Here is a 24,432-nt window from a genome sequence, read left to right on the forward strand (position 1 = left end):
ACTTATTATATTTTCACTTAATTTTACTACTATTTAGAATACTCTACTACTGTACCTAAGGCTAACTTTATCATATTTTCAAAAGCATGTTGTCTTTCTTCAACTGTAGCCTTCTCATTAGTTAAGGCATGATCTGCAACTGTTAATAGGCATGCTGCTTTCTTTCCTGCAACATTTGCATTATGTAATAGAGCGAAAGATTCCATCTCTACTCCAAGACATCCGTAAGTGTCTCTTATATGATGTAGTACACTTTTATCCATTGTGTAGAAAGCATCAGTTGAATGTATCCTACCTGTCTTTATACTAATATTTAAGTTATCTGATACTTCTTTAATAAGAGAGTTTAATTCACTATTTGGATAAACAATATCTTCTTCATATCCGCTATAAGTTTTAGCATAGGTAGATTGACTCCAACTACTTTCAACAAGCATTACATCATGCATATTTAACTTTTCACTATAAGCTCCAGTAGAACCTATTCTTATAATAGCATCTACATCATACTTATTAAAAAGCTCATGTGAGTATATTCCCATTGATGGGCCTCCCATACCTGATGACATTACAGTTACTCTAATTCCTTTATAGTACCCTGTAAATCCAAACATATTTCTAACTTTATTTATTTGTACTGCATCTTCTAAATAATTTTCTGCAATAAATTGTGCTCTTAAAGGATCCCCTGGCATAAGTACTATTTTAGCAATCTCTTCTTTATTAGCTTCTATATGTATAGTTCCCATTATTATCTCCCTTCAAAAAAATAAAGTGCAAAGCACTTTATTTCTATATCTATTACGCTACTCCATTAGCCTTTCCTTCTGCAATAGCTTCTTTTCTTAATTCGTCTTTTTCCATAGCCTTGAAGAATGGATAGTATAATGCTGTCATAAATAATACATTAAATATTGCTAGAGCAAATGCTTTCCAATCTAATGTTAATAAAAAGGCTTGGAATCCTGGTGGTAGGAATCCTGGTGCTTCGTATAATGGAAGTCCAACTAATCCTGTTGACATAGCTAGATAATTTAAACCTGCAACTACTACTGGTCCAAATACGAATGGTAAAAACATAAATGGGTTCATTATTAATGGTGCACCAAATATTACCGGCTCATTTATTCCAAAGAAACTTGGTACTATACCTAATTTACCTATAGCTTTAAGTGATTTAGCTTTACTTCTCATCATTAAGAAAACAAGACCTAATGTGATACCTGATCCAGTTACTTGTAAGAATCCATAATAGAATCCAAAAGTAAATACATGTTGAGGTGCTTGGCCTGCTGCTACTGCCGCTGCATTTGCTGCACCATAGCTAATTGCAAAGGCTGCCCATACACTTGATGTTATTGAAGCTCCATGTAATCCAAAGAACCATAATAATTGAGTTAAGAATATCACTAACATAACAGCTGGTAGTGAATCCATTGAAGTAATTGCTGGAGCAAGTAATTTCATTATTAATTGTGGGAATGTTACTCCCGCCATGTTCATACAAATTATTGATCCTGCTACTGCTAGAGCAAAGTTTAATATTAATGGAATTAATATTGTAAATGATTCTGCAACCATTGGTGGTACGCTATCTGGCATCTTAATTACTAAATTCTTTTCTTTACATAATCTACTTATTTCAACAACTACTATTGAAACTATCATACTTACAAATAGCCCTTCAGCTCCTAAAGATGATACATTCCATGTTGTTGGATTTGCAAAATCTGCAATTGATACAGATAATACTAAGTGACATAAAACTGATGTTATTCCAATTAAACTTGAGTTTAAATTATATTTCTTTTGTAAACTATCTGCAATGAAGAATGCAGCATATAAAGACATAAGATTAGTTGTAAAAAATCCTGGTAAATTGAAATAATTAATATTAGTATTTACGAATTCATAAAATCCACTGTTTGGGAATAAGTTTGCAATCCCTATTGGAATTAAACTAAAAGATCCGATTATGATTATAGGAATTACAGCTATAATACCATCTTTAATAGCTTGTAAATGCTTTTGACTTTCAATTTTCTGTGCAATTGGCATTAAACACTTCTCCATAAATCTAGAAAAAGCACCTTGTTTCATATTATTACCTCCTAAGTTTCCGTTAAATTTAACTTTATTATACTTACCCTTACACATGTAATCAAACAAACATTTTCCTCTCTGGTTAGGAAGAGTTTCTCTTTTAATCCTTTTCATCTGAATATTATAATTATTTTTTTAAAAAATTTTCGTGTTTTTTTGTTTTTACACTTAGAATTTTTTTATCAATATAAACTAGAGATTAAAATGAAAAGAAGCTATACCATTGTCCTATTACTTCCATGGTATAGCTTTATATTATTAAAACTCACTATTTAATATTTTTATATTAAAATATACTGTTCAATTAGTTAAGTTCTGGCCAATATCCTTTATTAACCTCTATAAAATCATCTAAAAGTTCCTTTGCAACAGTTGCACTTGGTACAGTTTTAGATAACATCAGTGCTTGCCATAACTTATGATATGACTTTTCAATCCATGCATCAACTACTAGCTTCTCTACAGCTAATTGTTGCTCAATTAATCCTTTTTGGAATGTCGGAATACTACCTACTGATAAAGGCTCGTACCCATCCTTCCCAACAATACATGGTATCTCAACCATGGCATCATCTTGAATATTTGCTATAGCACCATTATTTTCAACTATTAATAACATTCTTTCTTGAGTATTATAAGCTAACGCCGTTGCTAAATCTACTATAAATTCAGCATGAATACCTATTTGTAATCCTGAACCTTCAGAGTTTCCTTGCTGCTCAATTAAAGCACAGGCTCCAAAAACTTCTTTTTCTCTTCCATCAATAACTTCATTTGCACGAGTATACTCTGGATTAGAGTGGTTTACAACATAGTCTGGGAATAAATAATATTTTAAATAACTACTTGGTATTGTAGTTAAATCTGTCTTAATTATTTCTCTAGTGAAAAGATTAGTTTCAAACCAGCTATCCTTCTTAGCTGTTTTCATCCCTTCCTCACCATTAATAAATCCATATTCCTTTATATGATCAACAAGTTTAGGAAGTAATTCATTTCCTTCTTTATCTTTAATAGATGTATACCACCCAAAGTGATTTAACCCATAATATCTTATATCCATATGTTTTCTAGACTCTAAGCCAGCAATTTTAGCTATGCTATGCTCCATACCTATTGGCATATCACAAATATTTATAACTCTAGAATCAGGACGTAATCTTCTAACTGCTTCTGCAACTATTGATGCTGGATTTGAGTAATTTAACATCCAACAATCCGGTGAGTACTTTTCCATATAATCGATATTTTCAAGTACACCTGATATAGATCTCATTCCATAAGCAATTCCACCTGGTCCACAAGTTTCTTGTCCAACAACACCATGCTTTAATGAAATCTTCTCATCCATTTCTCTCATTTCAAGCTTACCAACTCTTATATGAGCAAGACAGAAATCAACATCTGTATAAGCCTCTTCTGGATCTATTGTCGCTAAATATTCAATCGAAGGATCTTTCTCCTTAATTAATATTTCACAAGCTTTAGCCACCTTATTTTGTCTTTCTTCGTCATTATCGTATAGCTTAATCTTTCTTAATGGAAGTCTATCTAAATTATCTAATAACATTAAAATAATTTCCGGTGTATAAGTACTTCCCCCACCTGCTATAACAACTGAAAATTTTCTCATAGTAAATTCCTCCTTTTAACTTTTACTCTACAAATTTAAGAGTACTTCAGCACTCTCTTTTACTATGTACTTGATAAGTTAAATAAGTTCATCTACTATTTCTAGTAAACTATTGTCTAAAACTTTAAGTACCATAAGAAATTTTCTTTTCAACTAAATTATATTAATTAAAGCTTTACACCTCAACCCATAAATTTCCTAACTCTTAGGAAAGATTAAAAGAGCAGAGAATTATTCCCCCTGCTCTTTTTAATTAATATTGATCTTTTCCGTAAACAAATGCGTTTTCTACAGCATCTTCTGGCTTGTATACTTCTAAGATTTTTCCATATCTCTCTCTATAATCATTGTCAATTTCAAGTTGAGGTATTACTTTAGTTCCTTCTTCAAAGAAGTGCTTTGAACCTCTTCCCATTTCTTGACCTCTCTTAGTGTGCTTGTCTAAAGCAACATCCATAACCTCTGGCTTTTTACCCATTGCAAAGCTCTTAATTACTATGTTCTTTAAGTAATCACTTGAACGGTCTTTAGTGCTTTCTGCTAAAATTCTTGTTGCATGGATGAAGTACATTGGTTGATCTCCATCATCATATGGATAGTTCTTTCTCATTTCATTTAATGCATTAACTTGAACTGCTGCATCTAGATTACCAAATCCAACATCTTCAACAGATATAGTTAATATTCTTCTCCATAATTTATCTAATAATTGTGGTGAAGTTATATATAATTCATATGCATATTCACATGCCTCTTCTACCATTGATCTTCTTACTGCTTTTTGATAAGATGAAATAATTTCATCTGCTACAAAACCATTTCTTGTCTTTATTTCTGCCCACATCATGTAACTCATAATAATTTCTCCTTGTTTTTAACAATATTTATATTTAAAGTTATTTGATATTCTTAGATAACTCAATGAACGATTGTAAAAATTCACTTTTATCTTCTAAGTCAATCAATGATCTTAATATACACTTATTTAAGGCTACTCTTTTAAATAATTCATATAGAAGACTTAAATCATAATTTGCTTTATGTGTTTGTGTTGATAAAAATAAAATCCTTATATTTTTTCCTTTATATGAAATAGGTTTCTTTAAAAGAGCTACACTCACTAAAATCTTTTCTGAAAAAGTCTTCCTTGGCCGTGGTATCATAACAGACTCCCCAATAACCGTAGGATAATCTCTTTCCCTAGCCAATATATCATCTACAAATTCTTTTTCATTTAAAATACAACCTACTTTTTTAAACTTTTTAGCCTGTTTCATTATTAATTCATCAAAGCTATATTCTTCATCATATATTTCTATTAAATCTTTCTCAAAGTACTTCTTAATAATATCTTCAAATTTAGTTCCAATATTAACTTTATGCATCATTTGCTTTAATCTCTGTATATCATTACTATCCGGTATACTTTCAATCACACATGTAGGAACTTTGACTTCTTTTTCTATATTAATAGGAGATATAATAATCTCTGCATCATCTATATCTTTATAATTACTTAACTGATTTAAAGATATTTTCCCTAAAATCTCTACTTTATTATAAAAATTATCACTAATCCATCTCTGAATTAAGCCATTAATTCCAACCCTAGAATCTGTTATCATAAGTAACTTAGTCTTATACGTAAAATTATCTAAAAGAGGTTCTAGATAAATTGCTATATTGGCTACTTCATCATCCTTTGTGTATTTATTAAAATACTTATATACTATCTCAACTATTAGCATTGAAATTTCATAAGCAAATGGATATCTATTTTTAATATCGTTCTTTATAGAATTTACGAATTGATAGTCACTTTGTATACGTCGTAACATGTATTCCATATACTCTAATAGATTTTCTAAAAATTCATTATTATCAGTTAAATCAACATCATATTTTTCTTTAATTGCACAAATAAAATCGCTTAAAACAATATTAGTAATTTCACTTATCTGATTTTCGGAAGTTAATTTTTTAGTCCATAAAAATTTATAAATAGGCTCTATATCATTTTTATTTAACTTAACTCCAGCTTCTAATAAATCATCTATTGTTTGCAAAGCATTCTTATCTGTTAATTTAATTTTACTTTGTTGATTTAAATAACCATTGCTACTTCTTATTTTAGCTATGTATAGAAGCCAACTTAGTATAACTATATATTCTTCATCAACAAAATTCTTTTTATCTATAAAACACTTTTTTACTTTATCACAAATAGAATGTAGATCTTCTAAACTAAAGTTATCATCAAATATAATCTGAACTTCTTTTAATGATATTGTCTTTTCAAACACACTGACACTAACTATTTTAAAAAGTAACTTTCTAATCTCTTCTTCAGATGCTTCAACAAAAACATACTCTTTTTCGTATTTTATTCCATTAAATAAATATTTTGTTGCCATACTTTCCTGTAGACTCTTAACAACTTTATATACAGTTCTTGTAGAAACAAATAATATTTCACTTAAATCATATATATTTTGTTTTCCTTCAAAAAGAATTTTACCTAATACAACGAAATCTCTATGATCATCTAAATGATAATCTGAATTTAACCCTTTTTCGTTATTCAATATTTCCTTTAACTTCTCTATATACTCATTCTTTAAAAAATATCCACTCTTATGAGATGATGAAACAGTTATATTATCATTACTTAAAAGTGAATTTATCTGTGAAATATCATTTCTAATAGTTCTTGATGAAACTGAAAGTTTTTCTCCAATATTAGAACCAGTAATTCCAGATGTGTTCTTTAGAATTATCTCCAATATATTTGTTTGCCTCTTAGTAAACATAGCGCACCTCTCATTACCTATTATCATATACAAATATACGCTAGCTCACTTTAATGATTAGATTGTTACTAATCACTTTAAGTAAATTTTAATAAAGCTTTAGTAACGATTCAAATATTCTTTTTCCTATTAGTTAGGAAATTGAGCAAGCGTACTTTTAAAATTCTTCTATTACATTTAATTATAGTATATAGAAAAGCATATATTATTTCAATTTTCGACAAAAAAATAAAGTGCAAAGCACTTTATTTTTATTACTCGTTATTTTTAATTTTTGATGTCATAATCGGTATTGTAGTTGCTACTACTAATATAATTAACAGTATTATAGCCATCATATTTCCACCTAAAAATCCTCCTGGGACTCTAGGTTTAATAATACCTGTAACTTGTAATATTATTCCTAATAATCCTATTATAGATCCTCCAGCAACAAGTCCTGATGAAAGACTAATACCATTAGAAACCTTAACTTCTTTCTCTTTTTCACTCTTACTCATTTTTTCTATAAATAAACGTATTAAAGCTCCTACTAATATTATTGATGTTGTTGATATAGGTAAATAGAAACCTATTGCTATAGTCATTATAGGAAGATTTAACATAAATAAGAATAATGCTATGACAATGCCTACTAAAATCATTGGCCAAGGTAAGTTACCTGACATGATACCTGAAGTTAATGTAGACATTAAGTTAGCTTGAGGAAGTGCAAATGGCGCATCTGCTCCTGTTATTCTTAATTGATCAGCAAGAACCATTATTGTTCCTGTAACCACAACTACTCCTACTATACTAGCTAAAGCAAAGTAGTTTCTCATTTCTTTTCTACTTCCACCTATTATGTAACTTACTTTTTGAGATTGACTATATCCACCAGCAACTGATATAGCAACTACCATAAACTCTGCAAATAAAAGTAATGACTTATTGTCAGATTGACCTTTCCAGCCCATTATTACAAATACTAAAGTTAATATAACTAAGGCTGCTATTGTCATACCTGATACTGGAAGATTTGATGTACCTATAGTTCCAGCTAACCTTCCAGAAACTATTACGAATAACAAGGCTAGAATAAGAGATACAATAGCTGCTACTATAGCCATGGTAATGCTTCCTGAAATAAAGAAACCTGCTACAAAAGCTAGAACAATTCCTACTAAAAGTATTATCATCTCACCTGAATTCTTTTCGCCACCAGAATTTGATTTAGCCTTTAACGTTTCTTTTAAAGATACAACTATAGTTGGTATAAGCTTAATTGCTCCTATAATACCACCACAAAGCATCATCCCTGCACCTATGTACTTAACATATCCACCTGAAATTGCATTAACATCCATCTGATTAATAGCAACTGTTGCATCATTCCATGAATTCATACCTTCTGATGCCATATCACTAAAATAACCTATTAATGGTGCAACTCCAAAATTAGCTAATATTGATCCTGCAAACATAGTTAAAGATACTTCTAACCCAACTATAAATCCAATTCCTAATAAAAGGGGATTTACTTCTGTTGAGAACTTCCACTTATAAAATTTACTTCCTAAGAAAGTCATTGTATTATTAACTACATTTAAGAAAGAACTAGTTAAAACATTTATAATGCCACTTATTCCAAAGCCTATTCCCATAAACTTTATTGCATCTCCACCAGTTTCTGAAGCAACTAGAGTTTCAGAAATAGCTAAAGACTCAGGATACATAAGTTGACCATGCTCCTCAACTATCAAGTAATTATAAACTAATGAAGTAGCTCCTATTCCAAATAAAGCTCCTGCAACGCTTACACTTACTCCTTCTAAGAAGCCAACATTGCTTCCTATTAATATTACTGCTGGTAATACATAAATCATACCACTTGCTATAGATTCTCCACCACTAGACATACCTTGAATAATATTCTTACCAAGGATTCCTTTCTTTTTAGCAAAGACTCCTACAAGCATTGAACCTATTATAGCTCCTGGAATTCCTGCAGCAACTGTTAATCCTGATTTCATACCAGAATAAGCTGTAGATGCTGCAAATACGGCAGCTAAAACAACTCCAATTATCATCACTGCCACATTTACTCCTTTTTTAGACTTATCAGTTACAAATGGAACATAATCCTTTCCATGTACTCCACCGTAAGCCTCTTTAGGTAATTTGTTTTTCATAAAAATCCCTTTCCTTCATTTGATTAGATTTACTAAAATAGCTTTTTAGATATTTTGTTACATTTTTCTACACATTCTTTAGTATTTGTAAAAAAAATTATTTTATAATGAATTTATTTTGGAAAGGTTGTTAAACTAATTATGAATTCAAAAAACATCTCACTAAATTTAATATTTTTACTCCTAAAAATATTAAGAGGGCGATAATATAATATTATCGCCCTAATCAAATTATATGTTTTATGCTCCCATTGCAGTTATAAAAAAGCAAATAGCTGTTATAGCTGCTAATGGTGTCATTATATACTTTTCTTTTTTGCTCTTAGATATAGCGTTCATAATTGTATTTAAAACTAGATAAGCTGCAAAAACATAGCAGCCAATCTTAGCTACATTATCAGGTATCTTAGTAGCAAGTACATTTCCTGTTTGTAATAATATTATCATTGCAAATATTTGTACAAATACAGATATAGCACACATAACTCTCATGGATTTAGGCATAACTGTATACTTTCCACCCATAGCAAATTCACCATAAGGTAATCCTAAAACTAATGTAATATATAGAATTGCTATAAAACTAATAGTAATACTCCCAATTATTGCTGTTATCATATTCTCCCCCTAGATTTTATAATATTCTGTTTAATATTTTTCTTATAATTATACTACAAAATAAAAATAATAAAACGTTAATATTAAATAACTAGGCTATAGAAGATCTTATTCTATTAAATTAACAAAGCTATAATACAGCTAATTAAAAAGCCTGACTTTCTTGAATCTCAGATAGATTATCATAATTTAATATTACAGTAATGTATTTACTACATTCTACATCTTCTATTTCACATTTGCATCCATATGCTTTTTCTATTTTTCCACTATAACTTTTTAAATCGCTTAAGCTTCCTCCAATAGCTACTTCTATAATCATAACAAGAGAATTACCTTCTTTATAGTAACGTTTTATTCTATATTTATTTAATCCAAGCTTATCCCATCTTTTAAAAACTATTAATAGTTTCCTTTTTAAACAGTCTAATCCCCCTACTAAAGCTATTCCTGATCCTAAAACTAACCCTAAATTTAATAACCCCATATTTTCACCTCATATTTAAAACAAATCACCGTATATAACATCGATATGAGGTATTATAAATTATTATTCATTTATTATTAATTATTATTTGACTCTTAATTACACTATTAATTATTATTGTTAAAAACTCCTCTAATCTATTAAAATAAAAAAGCAATAAGATACTAAGTAATCTTATTGCTTTTAATGTGTTTTATTTTAAATCTTCTATAATTGTATCTGCAACAACATATCCATAAGTTAACGCAGCATCAAATCCATTACCATATTCCTTACCATCTTTTTCTTCAATAGAGCCTGTTACATCCCCTGCTGCATATAGTCCTTTTATTGCTTTACCTTCCTCATTTAGGACTCTAGCATCTAAATCTATAGCTACTCCTCCTGTAGTTAAATAGAATGTAGGAATAACTCTTAACATCCAAATACCATCGCGTGTTTCAATGTAAGGTAACCCTTTTCTTCCAAATTCATCAGCTTCTCCTGCAAGAGCTAATTCATTGTTTTTCTTGATTGTTTCTTCAAGATTTGGAAGGTTTAATTCCTTTGCAGCATCAGCTACAGAATCATATCTCTTAACTTGATCTCTTTCAAAAATTGATTTATATGAAAGTCCATAGGCATCAAAATCTTTGGTTGACTCTGCCGCTGAATCATCAAATACATAGTAGAATGTTTCTCCATTTTTTGGATCTACAAGCGCTTCAGCCAATGTTTTGTGATTACTCTTCATTATATTTCCAAACTGATCACCATTTACATTTACTATTATTCCAGGGGTAGAACTGTGCATAAATGCTAATTCATAGTTTGATCCATATTCAGACATAAATGCTCCTAACGGACGCCCCATGCACTCTATCGCTGCTCCAGCCTCTTCCGCCATTTTAATTCCTTCTCCAGTACTTGCTGCAACACTATTAAACTTATACTTAGCATATTGTGGATAATATTCTTCAATCATTTCTTGGTTAGAAGCAAATCCACCTGTTGCCATTACAACAGCATCAGCAGTTATATTCCATGTCTTACCGTCTTTACCTTTTGCAATAACTCCTGTTACATCACCATTTTCATTTGTTGTCAATTCAGTTACTGGTGTAGAATATACAACCTTTGTCTCTCTTTGTTCAAGTCTTTGAGCTAAAAACATTAATGCATATCCTGCTCCCCCTTGATAACAACCAGGTGCAAGATATGGTGTAAATCCATATTGTAGTCCACCTTCAAAGTTACCCATTGAAGCAAATCCAACCCCCATATCATGTAACCAGTCTACAACTTTTCCTGATGCATCCATCATAACATTTTGGTATGGTTGTGCTTTATCAAATCTATCGTATTCTTCATTTATATAATTTTCAAATACAGGCATAAGCAATTCTTTATTCCAACTAGCACTCTCTTGTTCTCTGCCAAGACCATAGTTTTTACCAAGTTCTGAATAAGAATTCATTATTCCACTATATGTAGTTGCCATAGAACCACCCGGAATATCCATCTTTTCAAATACTATTACATTTTTGCCTTCTTCAGCTAATCTATTTGCTGTAATAAGCCCTGCTGTTCCTGCTCCAACAACTACTACATCATATTTTTCTTCAACAACTTCAGTGCTAAGAGGTGCTTGTTCAACTTCTTTTTGAAAAGTAGCTACACTGCCTCCTGCATCCTTTATAGCTTGAGTTACAGCAGCCTTTACTGCATTTGAAGATACAGTTGCCCCTGATACGGCATCAGCATTCAAACTTTGGCTTTCAACAATTTTCTTCGGCATCCTTGCAGTTGCATAGTTACCTATCCCCATAGTTTCCTCATGAGATGTTACTTCACAGCTTACTATAGCACCATCTTTAAACATTGTTGTAACGTATATATAATCCTCATGTCCCATTGCCTTTGTTAGATATTTTCCATCTTTAACGGTACTTTCTTCTGTTTCTATTCCCTTAGCATCATTTAATGCTAAATTTATAGCATCAATAACTGCATTTGATGTTATAGTTGCTCCTGAAACAACTTCAATATCTGCACTATTTTTTTCTATAATAGCTTTTTGTAACTGATCTAATGCAGCTCCACCTATTTCTTTAGTCTCCTTATCTCCAGTAAGAACAACATCAGTAATTTTTCCTCCAGCAACTGTTACTACAGCTTTTATCTCTCCACCAAATCCATTAGCGGTGCCTGTATATTCACCTGCTTTAAGTTGTCCTCCTGCTTGACTACCAGAATTGTTTGTACATGATACTAAAGACATAATCATACTAACGATTAAAATACTAGTAATTAATTTTCTCTTCATATCTTTCCCCCCTAAGTTAAAACATTATTTATACACTCACATAATGTAGTGCTTTTCACAATATAAATTCTAAGGTCTCAATCAATATGAAGGTCAAGATATTTTTTTAACAATATTTATACACTTATTTTATTGGTAATATAAGTTCAACTACATTAACTTTATTATCATTTTCATCCTTACATGTGCTAATAAGCCGTGTAAAAGGATTTGCTCGCAATTCATAATTAGTTGTTCTTAAGAATTTCCAACATTCACTTTGCATATTATCAATATCAATATTGTTAAAATACTTGAAAAGTTTAACAGCAAATAAGCCCCTTTCTATCTCACTAATATCATCACTTTTTGCAGTAATAAACCTATTAAATATTTTCTTCTCTGCTATAACTCCAACAGAATAATTACCAAATACTCCATCCTTGAAATTAAACATAATTGATGTAGTAGTAAAAAAAAGGTTTTGATACCACTCTGTACACTCTTCTATCATCTTCTTAGTTAGTATTATTCCCTCTTTTTCTTTTGTAACATTATATCTATAAAAACTATCCATTTCACATACTTTAAAGCTGTCTTCTCCATTATTTAACTCATCTAACTTATCTATGTAAAAATCAAGTTGTTCCACTAATTTAAGCTGATGCTCTATTTCTTCCATCACTTCTCTTCTTCTTTGTTTATATTGCCAATATACATCTTGCTCATTCTGCCTATGATAAACTGATGCACTATCCTTCAAAGGAAATCCTGCATTTCTTAACCTCTTAATAGTTCCTAACTTTTGAAAATCATACTCATCAAAATACCTATATCTATTTATCCCATCTCTTTTAGGTTCAATAAGTCCTAATTTTTCATAATGATGAATTGTTTGAGGACTTATTCCAAACAATTCTGCTAATTCTCCTACTTTATATAACATAATCCTCCCATAACCCTCATACTATATGTAAGTTTTTAATTATAAAAAATCATCATCTTAAAGTATTTATCTACTATCGCTATCATATTTTATAAAAGAATTATATATTACTTATTAGCGGTATATCTGCAGGCGCAATCCTATAATTACATATTTCTTCTAAAGTAACCCATTTATATTCATCATGGTCAGTAAGCTTAATATCACCTTCAATAATCTCTGCAGTAAAACCTTTTAAAGAAATAACTTTACCATCACCATAATCATATATGCTCTCTCCAACATATTCATTAACTCTGACCTTTATATTCATCTCTTCCATAAGCTCACGAATAAGACTTTCTTCTGGCGTTTCACCCTCTTCAATCTTTCCACCTGGAAATTCCCATAGACCTGCTAGAGGCTTTCCTTCTCTCTTTTTAGCTATAAGTATCTTATTTTCTTTTTCTAATATTGCTGCTACTACCTTTATCATATAACTCACCCTTACACATAATACTTTTATTAAATAATTACTCTTTTATTATTGCATCAATAGTTATTTGCATTTTCTCTCTTAAGTTTTCATCTTTTAATAGAACCATTGAAATTAAATCTAAAACGTACATAACTGAAAATTGACTATTAATAAATCTATTTTTATCTATAAATTTAGGGTTATATACCATAAGATTTATATCTGAATATTTTGTTATAGAACTTCCTTCAAAGCTTGTTATAGCAATTACTTTAGCTTCATTTTCCTTGCAAACTCTAAGAGCCTGAACAACCTCTTTAGTTTCTCCCCCTATTGATAAACCTATAACTAAATCTTTCTCAGAAACTATAGAACTATTAATTATCATCATATGTGAGTCTGATATGCTTAATGTATTAAAGCCCATTCTTAGTAACCTTTGCATCATTTCATCAGCTGTTAATCCTGAACTTCCAACACCATATATGTATATATTTCTAGCTTTTTTTATTTCCTTAACTATATTAAATATAGTTTCTTTATCTATTAAATATTTTGTTCTTTCAATAGCTTCATTATAATATTGATAAACATATGAAAATACATCATTTTGGTCTATATTATTATCACTCTCTTTTTTGCTGGCACTTAATTTTATTTTTAAATCTACAAAGCTTTCACACCCGATTTTTTTAGCAAATCTAGTTATAGTAGATCCTGATGTACCTATAGTCTTTGCCAAATCTGTTATATTAGCATTTTTTATAACTTCTTTATATTGCATTATATAATCAGCAATCGCCTTTTCCTTATCAGAAAACTCATTGTATCTTTTTTGTATTTCACATAAAATCTCCACGAGATATCCTCCACATTTGTATTTGATTCTAATTATATAATTTATTTAAGAAAAATAAAAGAGATAGAGTTTGTATCTCTATCTCTTTAACTATTTTATAAAGCCTTAATTATTTCGTCATTAAACTTCTTAGTTATTAGCTGTGGTCTTGTTATAGCTCCACCAACAACAACTGTATATGCTCCCTTTTCTAAAGCTAATCTAGCTTTTTCAGGAGTATCAAAGTTTCCTTCTGCTACAATCTTTGCTTTACAATTTTTTATTAATTCTTCTAAAACATCAAAGTTATTTATTCCCTTTGATTGCTCTGTGTATCCAACTAAAGTTGTACCTACGTAATGGAATCCTAATTCTCCTGCTCTAATTCCCTCTTCCACAGTTGAAATATCAGCCATAAACTTTTGGTTTGGATACTTTATAAATATTTCTTTTAAAAATTCTATATCTTGATTTATTGTTGCGTCTACTGCTATTACGTCTACTCCTGTGCTTACTAATGCATCAACTTCTGTCATAGTAGGAGTAATATACGGTACCATATCAGGATAATCAATTTTTATTATTCCTATTACCGGTAGATCAACTACTTCTTTTATAGCCTTTATATCTTCAACACTATTTGCACGAATCCCTACTGCTCCACCTTGTTTTGCAGCTACTGCCATTCTACTCATTATGAATGAGCTATGAAGTGGCTCATTTTCTAGCGCTTGACATGATACTATTAATCCTCTATTCATTAAAATCACCTCTTAATTATTCTTGACCCATTATTTCATTAATCTTTTGTTTTAATGGATCTGCCATTGCTCCAAAGATAGCTTGTACTCCACCTTTTACTTCTAATACTGCAGTTGCTCCTAAAGCTTTAATTCTTTCCTTGTCAACCTTTGAAACATCTCTTACTGCAACTCTTAATCTTGTTATACAAGCATCAACATCATCTATATTTTCTTTACCACCTAAAGCTTTTAAAACTTCAGCTGCTGTTTCGTTCATACTATCTTTTGTAACTACTTTAACTTCTTCACCTTCTGGTTCTCTACCTGGAGTCATAACATTAAACTTAGTTATTAAGAATCTAAATGTGAAGTAGTATAATACTGCCCATACAGCACCTATTAATAATACATATATCCAATTTGTCTTATCATTTCCTTGAAGAACTCCAAATAATGAGAAGTCAATTAATCCACCTGAGAATGTATTACCTATAGATATATTTAATATATCTGCTAGGAAGAATGATAATCCATCAAAGAATGCATGCACTACATATAACCATGGTGCTACGAATAAGAACATGAACTCTATTGGTTCAGTTATACCAGTAACAAATGAAGTTATTGCTGCTCCTAAGAATAAACCACCAACTAAATTTCTCTTTTCCTTTGGTACACAGTGATACATTGCTAAACAAGCTGCTGGAAGTCCGAACATCATTGTTGCAAAACGTCCTGCGAAGAATCTTGTTCCTTCTGTGAATAATCCTACATGATTAGGATCTGCTAATTGAGCAAAGAATATATTTTGTGCTCCTACTACAGTTTGTCCTGCAACTTGAGCAACTCCACCTAATTCTGAATACCAGAATAATGGGTATATCATATGATGTAATCCTACTGCTCCAGTTAATCTTAATAAGAATCCATAAAGGAATGTTCCTATTGGACCTAGGTTAGCTATTCCATTACCTATTGTTACTAACCAGTTTTGGAATGTTGGCCATATCATAAAGAATACTGCACCAATAAATATTGCTGTAAATGAAGATACTATTGGCACAAATCTTGAACCACCAAAGAATCCTAAAACAGATGGTAATTGAATATTGCTATATCTATTATGTAGATATGCTACTACTGATCCTATTACTATAGCACCAACTACCCCAGTATCAATTGATCCTACTGCTGGGTTAAATGCATTTATCATACCTTTAATAGATGCATTCATTACTAAAAAAGCTACTGCACCAGCTAAAGCTGCTGTACCTTTGTCTTTCTTAGCTAGACCAACTGCTAGACCTATACACATTATTAGTGCTAAATTCCCAAATACTACATCCCCTGCTGAAGACATAACTTGGAATATTCCTTGTAACCAAGGTATATCTAAAAACGGATACGCTTGTACCGTATTTGGATTTGATAACGCTCCACCAATACCAAGCAATAAACCTGCTGCTGGTAATATTGCTATTGGTAGCATAAATGATTTACCTATCTTTTGTAATTGTTTAAACACTTATGTTCCCTCCTATTTTATGAAAATAGTTTTTTCTTTATATCTTTTTAAGAAAACCATTTCCTGAATATGTTTACATCATATCATGAAAATTATTTTCTTGCAATAGTATTTTTGAAAATAATTTTTAAAAATATCTACTAACTTAAAATAAAGTTTTTTAATAATAAGAGTCATAGCATAAGCTATGACTCTTAAATCAATATAATATTTTATAACATAAGAAATATATTTCTCCAGAAATCACCAATAACATAAATTGTCTTAATAACTGTATATTAATTATTTATCATATTGGGGTTCTTCTTTCTTTACAAAATCAAGTCTTGATTTAATTTGTTGTTCTACGTCTTCCATTGTTGATGCAAGTTGATTAAACATTTGTTTTGCTTCTTGATTATCTGTATCTAAAGAGAATGTCTTCATATCAGCTGCTAATCCTTTAGCACTAGCTAATGCTGTTTCAAGTTTAGTTCCTGTTGGCATTAGAATTCCTCCTTTATCACTTTTTATTTCAAATATATTTTCTTCATAATCACTCTAAATATTCAAATTATAATAAAGAAATATCTTCTATTTTTATATTCACTATTTCTTTATTATAGTTTAACAATCAACATCACTAGTTTATATTAACAAATGAATTAAAATTAGCCATAGTGGTTAAAGTAAGGTGGTAGATAATTTAATAGATACAAAGGAGACTTTTATATGACTGTTATTTCAAAGGTAAAACAAACCTTAGCTACACTAAGAGGTACTGAAGCAACTTTAAAAATGTACTCATTACAAGAACGTGATAAAGAAGCTAAAGCTATTTATGCTGAAGCATCTAAGGAAATAAGTAAAATTAAAACAGATTTAGAAAAAAGAATAGGAGTTATGGAGTTTGAAGAACCCCAATATAAAGGTAACTAAATGAGGTGGCATATGGATTCTTGGTTAATAATATTATTTAATTCAATAATTCTATTTTTCTTAACATTTGTTATAACAAAATATATAAAGAAAAAGACCTTATCTAGATCTACTCCTTTTGACCTTATTTCTTATTTAGTGATTGCTATTATAATTTCCTTAACTTCTTTGAATGTCATTAATAATATTTATTTTGGATTAATTACACTAGCTGTCTGGGTGCTGCTACCAATTATCTTTGATTATGCTTCTATGAAAAGTAAATACATTTACAACATAATGCATGGTAAAGAAAGAGTTTTAGTGAAAAACGGAAAAATAATGGAGGATAATTTATCTAAGGAGAGAATTACAGGGCAAGAGTTTCTGGAGGTAATGCGCTCAAAGAAGGTGTTTAACTTAGCTGATGTTGAATTTGCACTAATGGAAACAACAGGAGATATAAATGTTAGTTTAAAAGCAGATAAAAAACCTATTACTCCACACGATTTAGGTCAACAAGTAGCATCAAAAGCTGAACCACAAACAGTTATTTTAGATGGAAATATATTAAATGAAGGTCTTACCAATGCAGGATTAAATCATGGTTGGCTTAAAACGCAACTTGAAATCAAAGGGGTTGCCCTTGAAAATGTATTTCTAGGTCAAGTTGATTCTTCCGGAGACTTATATGTCGACCTTTTTGATGATATGATTCAAGTCCCTAAGACACAAGTTAAAGAAATGCTCTATGCAACTATTCAAAAAACTCAGGCAGACCTTATGTCATTTTCTTTAGACTGTGACAATGAAGATGCAAAAAATATGTACTCACAAAATGCTAAAAAATTAGAATATATTCTAGGAAAGTTAAAACCATACTTATTACGTTAGAGGTGAACTAAATGTCAAATATGAAAAAGAAAAAAATGACTCCTGTTCAACAGGAATATGATAAATTAGTAAGTAGTATAGAACCTAAAAGACCTATTTTAGCTAATTGTATTCGAGCATTTATTGTAGGTGGTACAATATGTACGATTGGTCAAAGTTTACAATGGCTTTTTATGAACTATTTTAATTTCGATGAAAAAACTTCAGTAGCTCCTACATTAGTTGTTTTAATCTTTTCTGCAGCTTTATTTACTGGACTTGGAGTATTTGATCATCTTAGTCAATGGGCTGGATGTGGAACTGCTATCCCTATTACTGGATTTGCTAACTCTATAGCTTCTGCTTCAATCGAGCATAAGAGCGAAGGATTTGTACTTGGTGTAGCTGGAAATATGTTTAGTCTTGCAGGGGCAGTTGTTGTTTATGGAACTTTTGCTGCCTTTATAGTTGCTACAATAAAATTAATAATAACACGGTTAGGAGCGATGTAAATGCTTAAAGGACATCAATCTTGGATTTTTGAATCTAAACCTACAATACTAGCTTCTGCAGCAGTTGGAGGTCCTTTTGAAGGTAACGGTGCTTTAGCTGATGACTTTGATATACTCTGTGAAGATTTATGGCTTGGTCAGGATAGCTATGAAAAAGCAGAAAGAGCTCTAATGGAGCACGCATGCCAAAGAGCAATACAAAAATCAAATTTACAGAAAGAAGATATTAATTTCTTCATAAGTGGAGATCTAATGAATCAGATTATTTCCAGTAGCTTTACAGCAAGAACCTTAGGTGTTCCTTATCTTGGGATATTCGGTGCTTGCTCTAGTTCTATGGAAGGTCTATCATTAGCGGCTCAATTAATAGATAGCAAATCAGCTGACTATGTTGTAGCTGCTGCAAGCAGTCATAATGCATCTGCTGAAAAGCAATTTAGATATCCTACAGAGTACGGAGTACAAAGACCCCCTACTGCTCAATGGACAGTAACAGGTGCTGGAGCTGTAGTACTTGGTCAAAATGGAGATGGTCCAAAAATAACCTCTGCAACCATAGGAAGAATAGTAGATATGGGTATTTCAGATCCTTATAACGTTGGTGCTGCTATGGCACCATCAGCTGTAGATACTATTGAAGCTCATTTTAGAGATTTGAATATTGATGCTTCATATTATGATCTTATTGCTACCGGTGATTTAGGTAAGGTTGGTCATGAGCTTGCCAATGCTTTATTAAAAAAACATGGAATAAATATGCCAACGGATATATTTACAGACTGTGGACTTTTAATATATACAAAGGACCAGCCAAGTTTTTCTGGTGGTAGCGGCTGCGGCTGTTCTGCTACTGTTACTTATGGCCATTTACTTAATCGTATGCGAAGAGGAGAATTAAAGAAAATACTAATCGTTGCCACTGGTGCATTAATGTCTCCTATCTCCTATCAGCAAAAAGAAAGCATACCTTGCATTGCTCATGCTGTTTCTATAGAAATGTAAAAAAGAAGGTGGAATTTAAATTATGGAAAAATTTATTTTCGCATTTATAGTAGGTGGATTAATTTGTGTTATTGGTCAGCTTATAATGGATATTTTAAAGATTACTCCAGCACATACAGTTTGTACACTAGTTGTAATTGGTACAATTTTAGGAGGCCTTGGTTTATATGATCCTTTAGTTAAATTTGCAGGTGCAGGAGCGTTTGTACCTATAAGTAGTTTTGGAAATACTCTTGTAAAGGCTGCTTTAACAGATGCTGAGCAAAGTGGATTTATAGGAATATTTACTGGACTTCTAAAAGAAGTAAGTGCAGGAGTTTCTTCAGCAATAGTATTTGGATTTCTTTCTGCAATGATATTTAAGCCAAAAGGATAATACTTTTTAAACTATACCATATAGGGAAGACACTTAGAAAAAAGTGTCTTCCCTATAAATATTTTTTCTATATAATCATTAATTCTTTGGAGACTTTGATGTATTATTTCTTACTGGAACAAATTTTGAAGTTGTATCATTAGGATCAATATATTTATAATCTCCATTTTCATCTTTTCTAAGTCCTAAAGATGCCATTTTCTTTTTGCTATTTCTATGCTTACTGCTCATTTTTTCTCACCTCCTACAGTATTTATATTTATCATCCAATACCATATTATTCTTAGTGTTATAGTCAAAAAACTATAGATACAACTTCTTATAAAATAGGAAAACATAATTTATTTCTTAATCATTTAATTTTTACATAATACTTTAGTTTCAATATCATTAATCAGTTTACTTATAACTGCGGATAGTACCATTGGTATTATCGTGTTAATTGGAAAGAAAAATATTAATAAAAATATAGATACAAACATATTTCCTATAACCTTATTTACAAGACCCGTAACTATTATAGCCAAACTAAAAACTGGATCTATAGAAAATAACTTAGACACTCCATATCCTAGACAACTACCAGAAAATATCAAAGGAAATATATGTCCACCTCTATGCCCTGTTGATAAGCATATTTCTGTCAATAAAAGTTTTACTAATGCTAATAAAATAAGCAGATAAGCAGATATATTATTCCACTCAACAACTAACTTTCTTAATTCATGTTCTCCAGAAAATAATGTCCATGGGAAAAAAGTTCCTAATATACCTATCCCTAATCCTCCAATTATTCCTTTTAGTATTTTTCTATTTTCAATAGGCCTTAATATTTTGTGTAGTACTAAAGCATACATTTTGTATATATATGCAAGTAATATAGCTATGATAATTAATGGTATAAACCAAATAATCTCTTTCAACCCAATATTACTTTGTTTAAATCTAACTATAAATGAAGGTCTATTATCAAATTTTGATAATAATATAAATACTAAAAAGCCAGATATTGTTGTCACAGTATAAACAATCACTTTTATTTTTTTTATTATATCTCTGTTTTCTGAACTTTTTTCACTTAACGTATATAGTCCCAATAAAGGTGCTCTAAATATAATCCCAGCACTAACTTGCATACTATATTCTATTAGCTCATCTGGATACTGATTAACAACGTTCTTTTTCTTAAATCGTTCTTTCATTTTATCTCCAACAAAGGTAATTATGCCTCCTGCAATACCTGATAGTGCAGCCTCCGGTCCAACACTTGCACCAAAAAATAGTATTGTTAAGGAATTTATAATAGAATACTTTAACGATTTATACTCTACTCTTTTACTTTTTTTAAACTCTTCTAACGTTTGGTCCATGTATTTGGGGTATTCTCCAAAATATTTTTGCGTAATTCCAACTAAAATACCTCCTATACTTGCAACTATTAAAGTCCAATATTTTATATTAAAAAAATCTTTTAAAGTGTACCATATGAAGTGTATACCTATATTTACAATTCCTAAAAACATCCATGTAAAAAAGCCTACAAATGCACCCATAAGTAAACTATTAAGCATTAACCGTAAATCTAGCTTTACAATGTTTTTATCCAATGTATCCCCTCCTTAAGTTGCTCTTAAGTAAAGTTTTCCTCTATAGTATAATTTGTATCCCAAATAAAATATCACATTTTTGCAATATCATGGTATATGGGAAAAATAGTATTTAAGATATGAAAAAATGTAAGATTGAAGTTTTAAAAACAACATTTCATGATGATTTAGCGCAACAATACGGATGTAAAAACCTTGGAAAATGTCCTATGCATAAAGTTGGGGATATTTTCTATGGAGATTATGCAAAACCAGAGGGTTTATGTGATGAAGCCTGGAAAGCTATGTACCAATATGTATTTGCACTATCCCACGGTAGCAATATTTTCTACTACGGCGATTGGATAGATAAAGAAGGGGTTGCAATATGCTCTTGTAACGATGGTATTCGTCCTGTAATTTTTAAAATCGAAAGAACAGATGAAGAATCAATTATAAATTATGAGCCTATAAAATAGAAAAAGTCAGAATACTACTAAATAAACTTAGTATTCTGACTAAATTATACTTTTTAAATATTTATCTAAACCCAATACTCTATTACAAATAGATTATTTACTTATATATTTTATAAATACTTGCTAGCTTCTTTTTCACTTAATTTACTTAATCTATTATTAGCTACAAACTCACTAACCCATTCCTTATTAGTTTTAGAGTATTCCCTTAAAACCCATCCAATAGCTTTTCTTATAAAGAATTCTTCATCTTCAATATTAGCTTGAATTACTTTTTCCAATATATCGGTTTTTGTATCACTCTTAAACTTTAGCTGAGTTAAGATAGCTGTTCTCCTAAGCCACATATTAGAATCCTTGCTCCAATATAATATATACTCATCAATAAGCTCAGGATACTTTTTACATAACTCCCCAACTAAATGACTTGCAATTAAATCAATTGTATCCCACCATGATTTTGTAATTATAAGATCCTTTATAAAATTAATATCCTCTTTTTGAAGCTTCTTCTTCTGTTTTACAAGATAATCTAGCGCTACATACTGTAACTCCCTATATTCATAGTTCCATAACATCTTAACAAAGTCTTTATCTATTAAAGCTTCCTTAGATTTTTCTTTTAATAATTCCTTTTCTAACTCTTTTCTTAATGGTGTTTTAATACCTAAATATTCAAAATTATCCTTCATGTAAGCTTTCATATACTTTGCATTATCTTCGTTTCTATTTTCTATAAATACATTAATTATCATTAAATCACATCCTTATTTGACTTACATTCCTAAGAAGTCACTCAAGTCAAATTTATCCACTTTATTGCTAATCTAAACCAGCTAGCTACATGACCGTCAATTAGCTTCTTCTCTCCATCCTTTGCAGTAGCTTTTTCACAAAGACTTAAACCATGAACCCCTTTAGGATATATATGCATTTCAAAAGGTACTTCATACTCTGTTAAGGCGCTAGCTAAAAGCAGAGAGTTTTGAACTGGTACTGTTTTATCATCAAAGGTATGCCATATAAATGTCGGTGGCGTATCCTTACTTACCAAATTTTCTATAGAAAGCTTTCTTCTATCTTCATCAGTTGAGTCTTCACCTAATAAATTGTCAAAGGATCCTTGATGCCCAAAATTATTACTAGTTATAACTGGATAAGACAATATAATTTTATTAGGTTTTACTTCTCCAGCTTCTAAGCCTAATCTTTCTTTAATAACCTTATCTGTCCATAAAGTTCCTAAGGATGCTGCTAAATGACCTCCAGCTGAAAAACCACATACTATTATATTTTCATTGTCAACATTCCACTTATCTTTCATCTTTCTAGCATAATCTACTGTAGCTGCAAGCTCTAATAATTGCTGAGGATATCTTATTGGTACTACACTATATCTTAAAACTATGGCATTAAAGCCTTCAGCCATAAATCTTAATGCTACAGGTTCAGCTTCCCTATCAGAAGTAAACCTATATCCACCACCTGGACATATGATAACTGTTGGCCTTTTTCTGTCTATATTTATCTCTGCGCTATTAGTAGGTATATAAGCTTCAACTACACCGCTACCACTTTCTAAAGCTGTATAAACCTCTCCTAACTTTATCTTTTCAAATACCACTCTACCACCATCCTATTTTTATAAATATATCATTTTAATTTTAGTATTTATCTTTTTGTGTTTATCCTTTTAAAAATACTCTCAATAATTCCACCAATAAAAATCCCTATTGTATAACATATCAAATCACTCCATAGAAATCCAAAGCCAAGAATAAGTCCACCTAAAGTTGTATTCCTTATACTATCAATCCAAGGTGCGTGATATAATTGACTAATTTCTATTCCATATGAAAATATTATAGCTATTGAAATATTAAATAATATAGGTTTGTTATTAAATACAAAATCAACAATTAAAAATACCATAAGTGCCCATAATATATCTCCTGCATATAAAGAAACTATTACTGGAAGATTATCTAATTTCCTTGATAATAACCCTAAAATCATAACTATTATTATTAGAATTAAATATACTACCCTATTTCGCCTCATAACTTCCCCTTAAAATTAACTTAATTACATT

The 24,432-nt window shown here is 30.4% G+C and carries 26 protein-coding genes; 6 read left to right on the forward strand and 20 right to left on the reverse strand.

The window, feature by feature from the left end; genetic code table 11:
* Positions 1 to 29: 29 nt before the first annotated feature.
* The 15 genes from deoD to H8S20_RS04795 form a co-directional block, all read right to left on the reverse strand.
* Complete coding sequence (deoD, locus tag H8S20_RS04725; protein WP_186859438.1) at positions 30 to 749, reverse strand: purine-nucleoside phosphorylase; 720 nt, start codon at positions 747 to 749, stop codon at positions 30 to 32.
* A gap of 52 nt (positions 750 to 801) precedes the next feature.
* The gene (locus tag H8S20_RS04730) at positions 802 to 2,100 is read right to left on the reverse strand and encodes a PTS sugar transporter subunit IIC (RefSeq protein ID WP_032118531.1); all 1,299 of its coding nucleotides are present in this window, start codon (positions 2,098 to 2,100) and stop codon (positions 802 to 804) included.
* A gap of 307 nt (positions 2,101 to 2,407) precedes the next feature.
* Entirely contained in the window at positions 2,408 to 3,736 is a 1,329-nt protein-coding gene (locus H8S20_RS04735) for a 6-phospho-alpha-glucosidase (protein ID WP_186859439.1), read from the reverse strand.
* 253 nt (positions 3,737 to 3,989) lie between these two features.
* Positions 3,990 to 4,592, reverse strand: a complete 603-nt coding sequence (locus tag H8S20_RS04740) for a hypothetical protein (RefSeq protein ID WP_032117855.1) — start codon at positions 4,590 to 4,592, stop codon at positions 3,990 to 3,992.
* A 40-nt stretch (positions 4,593 to 4,632) separates the two neighbouring features.
* Positions 4,633 to 6,546 (reverse strand): BglG family transcription antiterminator, encoded by a 1,914-nt coding sequence (locus tag H8S20_RS04745; protein ID WP_032117854.1) that lies wholly within the window; start codon positions 6,544 to 6,546, stop codon positions 4,633 to 4,635.
* Between the two features lie 254 nt (positions 6,547 to 6,800).
* Positions 6,801 to 8,717 carry an OPT family oligopeptide transporter gene (locus H8S20_RS04750; protein ID WP_032117853.1) on the reverse strand — a complete coding sequence of 639 codons (1,917 nt, stop codon included), beginning with the start codon at positions 8,715 to 8,717 and terminating at the stop codon, positions 6,801 to 6,803.
* Positions 8,718 to 8,957: 240 nt separating this feature from the next.
* Positions 8,958 to 9,335 carry a hypothetical protein gene (locus H8S20_RS04755; protein WP_207725250.1) on the reverse strand — a complete coding sequence of 126 codons (378 nt, stop codon included), beginning with the start codon at positions 9,333 to 9,335 and terminating at the stop codon, positions 8,958 to 8,960.
* Positions 9,336 to 9,480: 145 nt separating this feature from the next.
* Positions 9,481 to 9,822, reverse strand: a complete 342-nt coding sequence (locus H8S20_RS04760) for a hypothetical protein (RefSeq protein WP_032117852.1) — start codon at positions 9,820 to 9,822, stop codon at positions 9,481 to 9,483.
* A gap of 193 nt (positions 9,823 to 10,015) precedes the next feature.
* The gene (locus tag H8S20_RS04765; RefSeq protein ID WP_051986828.1) at positions 10,016 to 12,127 is read right to left on the reverse strand and encodes an FAD-dependent oxidoreductase; all 2,112 of its coding nucleotides are present in this window, start codon (positions 12,125 to 12,127) and stop codon (positions 10,016 to 10,018) included.
* A gap of 124 nt (positions 12,128 to 12,251) precedes the next feature.
* Entirely contained in the window at positions 12,252 to 13,052 is an 801-nt protein-coding gene (locus H8S20_RS04770; RefSeq protein ID WP_032117851.1) for a helix-turn-helix domain-containing protein, read from the reverse strand.
* Positions 13,053 to 13,152: 100 nt separating this feature from the next.
* Positions 13,153 to 13,527 (reverse strand): (deoxy)nucleoside triphosphate pyrophosphohydrolase, encoded by a 375-nt coding sequence (locus H8S20_RS04775; RefSeq protein ID WP_032117850.1) that lies wholly within the window; start codon positions 13,525 to 13,527, stop codon positions 13,153 to 13,155.
* Between the two features lie 37 nt (positions 13,528 to 13,564).
* The gene (locus tag H8S20_RS04780; protein ID WP_032117849.1) at positions 13,565 to 14,368 is read right to left on the reverse strand and encodes an SIS domain-containing protein; all 804 of its coding nucleotides are present in this window, start codon (positions 14,366 to 14,368) and stop codon (positions 13,565 to 13,567) included.
* 95 nt (positions 14,369 to 14,463) lie between these two features.
* Positions 14,464 to 15,108, reverse strand: coding sequence for an N-acetylmannosamine-6-phosphate 2-epimerase (locus tag H8S20_RS04785; RefSeq protein WP_032117848.1), 645 nt, complete (start codon positions 15,106 to 15,108; stop codon positions 14,464 to 14,466).
* A 16-nt stretch (positions 15,109 to 15,124) separates the two neighbouring features.
* Positions 15,125 to 16,615 carry a PTS transporter subunit EIIC gene (locus tag H8S20_RS04790; RefSeq protein WP_032117847.1) on the reverse strand — a complete coding sequence of 497 codons (1,491 nt, stop codon included), beginning with the start codon at positions 16,613 to 16,615 and terminating at the stop codon, positions 15,125 to 15,127.
* A gap of 282 nt (positions 16,616 to 16,897) precedes the next feature.
* Entirely contained in the window at positions 16,898 to 17,101 is a 204-nt protein-coding gene (locus tag H8S20_RS04795) for a DUF1657 domain-containing protein (RefSeq protein ID WP_032117846.1), read from the reverse strand.
* Positions 17,102 to 17,326: 225 nt separating this feature from the next.
* Between H8S20_RS04795 and H8S20_RS04800 the strand changes: the two genes are divergently transcribed.
* The 5 genes from H8S20_RS04800 to spoVAE are packed head-to-tail and all read left to right on the forward strand — an operon-like array spanning position 17,327 to position 20,275.
* A complete protein-coding gene (locus H8S20_RS04800; RefSeq protein ID WP_032117845.1) occupies positions 17,327 to 17,533 on the forward strand; it encodes a DUF1657 domain-containing protein in 207 nt (68 codons plus the stop codon).
* A 12-nt stretch (positions 17,534 to 17,545) separates the two neighbouring features.
* Positions 17,546 to 18,406 carry a DUF421 domain-containing protein gene (locus tag H8S20_RS04805; RefSeq protein ID WP_186859440.1) on the forward strand — a complete coding sequence of 287 codons (861 nt, stop codon included), beginning with the start codon at positions 17,546 to 17,548 and terminating at the stop codon, positions 18,404 to 18,406.
* Between the two features lie 11 nt (positions 18,407 to 18,417).
* Positions 18,418 to 18,897, forward strand: coding sequence for a stage V sporulation protein AC (spoVAC, locus tag H8S20_RS04810; RefSeq protein ID WP_032117843.1), 480 nt, complete (start codon positions 18,418 to 18,420; stop codon positions 18,895 to 18,897).
* Positions 18,898 to 19,899, forward strand: a complete 1,002-nt coding sequence (gene spoVAD, locus H8S20_RS04815; protein ID WP_032117842.1) for a stage V sporulation protein AD — start codon at positions 18,898 to 18,900, stop codon at positions 19,897 to 19,899.
* Between the two features lie 22 nt (positions 19,900 to 19,921).
* Entirely contained in the window at positions 19,922 to 20,275 is a 354-nt protein-coding gene (spoVAE, locus tag H8S20_RS04820) for a stage V sporulation protein AE (protein ID WP_032117841.1), read from the forward strand.
* Positions 20,276 to 20,353: 78 nt separating this feature from the next.
* Here spoVAE and H8S20_RS04825 read toward each other — a convergent pair whose 3' ends face one another.
* Both H8S20_RS04825 and H8S20_RS04830 read right to left on the reverse strand, forming a co-directional pair.
* Entirely contained in the window at positions 20,354 to 20,506 is a 153-nt protein-coding gene (locus H8S20_RS04825) for a hypothetical protein (protein WP_186859441.1), read from the reverse strand.
* Positions 20,507 to 20,631: 125 nt separating this feature from the next.
* Positions 20,632 to 21,882 (reverse strand): chloride channel protein, encoded by a 1,251-nt coding sequence (locus H8S20_RS04830; protein ID WP_051986826.1) that lies wholly within the window; start codon positions 21,880 to 21,882, stop codon positions 20,632 to 20,634.
* A 119-nt stretch (positions 21,883 to 22,001) separates the two neighbouring features.
* On the opposite strand from H8S20_RS04830, the gene H8S20_RS04835 reads away from it, so the two are divergent.
* Positions 22,002 to 22,340, forward strand: a complete 339-nt coding sequence (locus H8S20_RS04835; RefSeq protein WP_032117840.1) for a TIGR04076 family protein — start codon at positions 22,002 to 22,004, stop codon at positions 22,338 to 22,340.
* A 110-nt stretch (positions 22,341 to 22,450) separates the two neighbouring features.
* Here H8S20_RS04835 and H8S20_RS04840 read toward each other — a convergent pair whose 3' ends face one another.
* Genes H8S20_RS04840 through H8S20_RS04850 form a run of 3 tightly spaced genes read right to left on the reverse strand, consistent with a single transcriptional unit; the run spans position 22,451 to position 24,401 of the window.
* Entirely contained in the window at positions 22,451 to 23,095 is a 645-nt protein-coding gene (locus H8S20_RS04840) for a DNA alkylation repair protein (protein WP_032117839.1), read from the reverse strand.
* A gap of 41 nt (positions 23,096 to 23,136) precedes the next feature.
* The gene (locus H8S20_RS04845; RefSeq protein WP_032117838.1) at positions 23,137 to 23,964 is read right to left on the reverse strand and encodes an alpha/beta hydrolase; all 828 of its coding nucleotides are present in this window, start codon (positions 23,962 to 23,964) and stop codon (positions 23,137 to 23,139) included.
* A gap of 47 nt (positions 23,965 to 24,011) precedes the next feature.
* Entirely contained in the window at positions 24,012 to 24,401 is a 390-nt protein-coding gene (locus tag H8S20_RS04850; protein WP_032117837.1) for a ribosomal maturation YjgA family protein, read from the reverse strand.
* Positions 24,402 to 24,432: the final 31 nt, after the last annotated feature.

The sequence above is a fragment of the Clostridium hominis genome (assembly GCF_014287825.1).
GTDB lineage: Bacteria > Bacillota > Clostridia > Clostridiales > Clostridiaceae > Clostridium > Clostridium hominis.

Coding starts and splice junctions, on each gene's coding strand:
- spoVAD (WP_032117842.1), top strand. CDS start 18,898: ATGCTTAAAGGACATCAATCTTGGATTTTTGAATCTAAACCTACAATA.
- H8S20_RS04745 (WP_032117854.1), bottom strand. CDS start 6,546: ATGTTTACTAAGAGGCAAACAAATATATTGGAGATAATTCTAAAGAAC.
- H8S20_RS04770 (WP_032117851.1), bottom strand. CDS start 13,052: ATGTTATATAAAGTAGGAGAATTAGCAGAATTGTTTGGAATAAGTCCT.
- H8S20_RS04775 (WP_032117850.1), bottom strand. CDS start 13,527: ATGATAAAGGTAGTAGCAGCAATATTAGAAAAAGAAAATAAGATACTT.
- H8S20_RS04755 (WP_207725250.1), bottom strand. CDS start 9,335: ATGATAACAGCAATAATTGGGAGTATTACTATTAGTTTTATAGCAATT.
- H8S20_RS04740 (WP_032117855.1), bottom strand. CDS start 4,592: ATGAGTTACATGATGTGGGCAGAAATAAAGACAAGAAATGGTTTTGTA.
- H8S20_RS04825 (WP_186859441.1), bottom strand. CDS start 20,506: ATGAGCAGTAAGCATAGAAATAGCAAAAAGAAAATGGCATCTTTAGGA.
- H8S20_RS04800 (WP_032117845.1), top strand. CDS start 17,327: ATGACTGTTATTTCAAAGGTAAAACAAACCTTAGCTACACTAAGAGGT.
- deoD (WP_186859438.1), bottom strand. CDS start 749: ATGGGAACTATACATATAGAAGCTAATAAAGAAGAGATTGCTAAAATA.
- spoVAE (WP_032117841.1), top strand. CDS start 19,922: ATGGAAAAATTTATTTTCGCATTTATAGTAGGTGGATTAATTTGTGTT.
- H8S20_RS04730 (WP_032118531.1), bottom strand. CDS start 2,100: ATGAAACAAGGTGCTTTTTCTAGATTTATGGAGAAGTGTTTAATGCCA.
- H8S20_RS04750 (WP_032117853.1), bottom strand. CDS start 8,717: ATGAAAAACAAATTACCTAAAGAGGCTTACGGTGGAGTACATGGAAAG.
- H8S20_RS04835 (WP_032117840.1), top strand. CDS start 22,002: ATGAAAAAATGTAAGATTGAAGTTTTAAAAACAACATTTCATGATGAT.
- H8S20_RS04760 (WP_032117852.1), bottom strand. CDS start 9,822: ATGGGGTTATTAAATTTAGGGTTAGTTTTAGGATCAGGAATAGCTTTA.
- H8S20_RS04795 (WP_032117846.1), bottom strand. CDS start 17,101: ATGCCAACAGGAACTAAACTTGAAACAGCATTAGCTAGTGCTAAAGGA.
- H8S20_RS04765 (WP_051986828.1), bottom strand. CDS start 12,127: ATGAAGAGAAAATTAATTACTAGTATTTTAATCGTTAGTATGATTATG.
- H8S20_RS04850 (WP_032117837.1), bottom strand. CDS start 24,401: ATGAGGCGAAATAGGGTAGTATATTTAATTCTAATAATAATAGTTATG.
- H8S20_RS04735 (WP_186859439.1), bottom strand. CDS start 3,736: ATGAGAAAATTTTCAGTTGTTATAGCAGGTGGGGGAAGTACTTATACA.
- spoVAC (WP_032117843.1), top strand. CDS start 18,418: ATGTCAAATATGAAAAAGAAAAAAATGACTCCTGTTCAACAGGAATAT.
- H8S20_RS04840 (WP_032117839.1), bottom strand. CDS start 23,095: ATGATAATTAATGTATTTATAGAAAATAGAAACGAAGATAATGCAAAG.
- H8S20_RS04785 (WP_032117848.1), bottom strand. CDS start 15,108: ATGAATAGAGGATTAATAGTATCATGTCAAGCGCTAGAAAATGAGCCA.
- H8S20_RS04805 (WP_186859440.1), top strand. CDS start 17,546: ATGGATTCTTGGTTAATAATATTATTTAATTCAATAATTCTATTTTTC.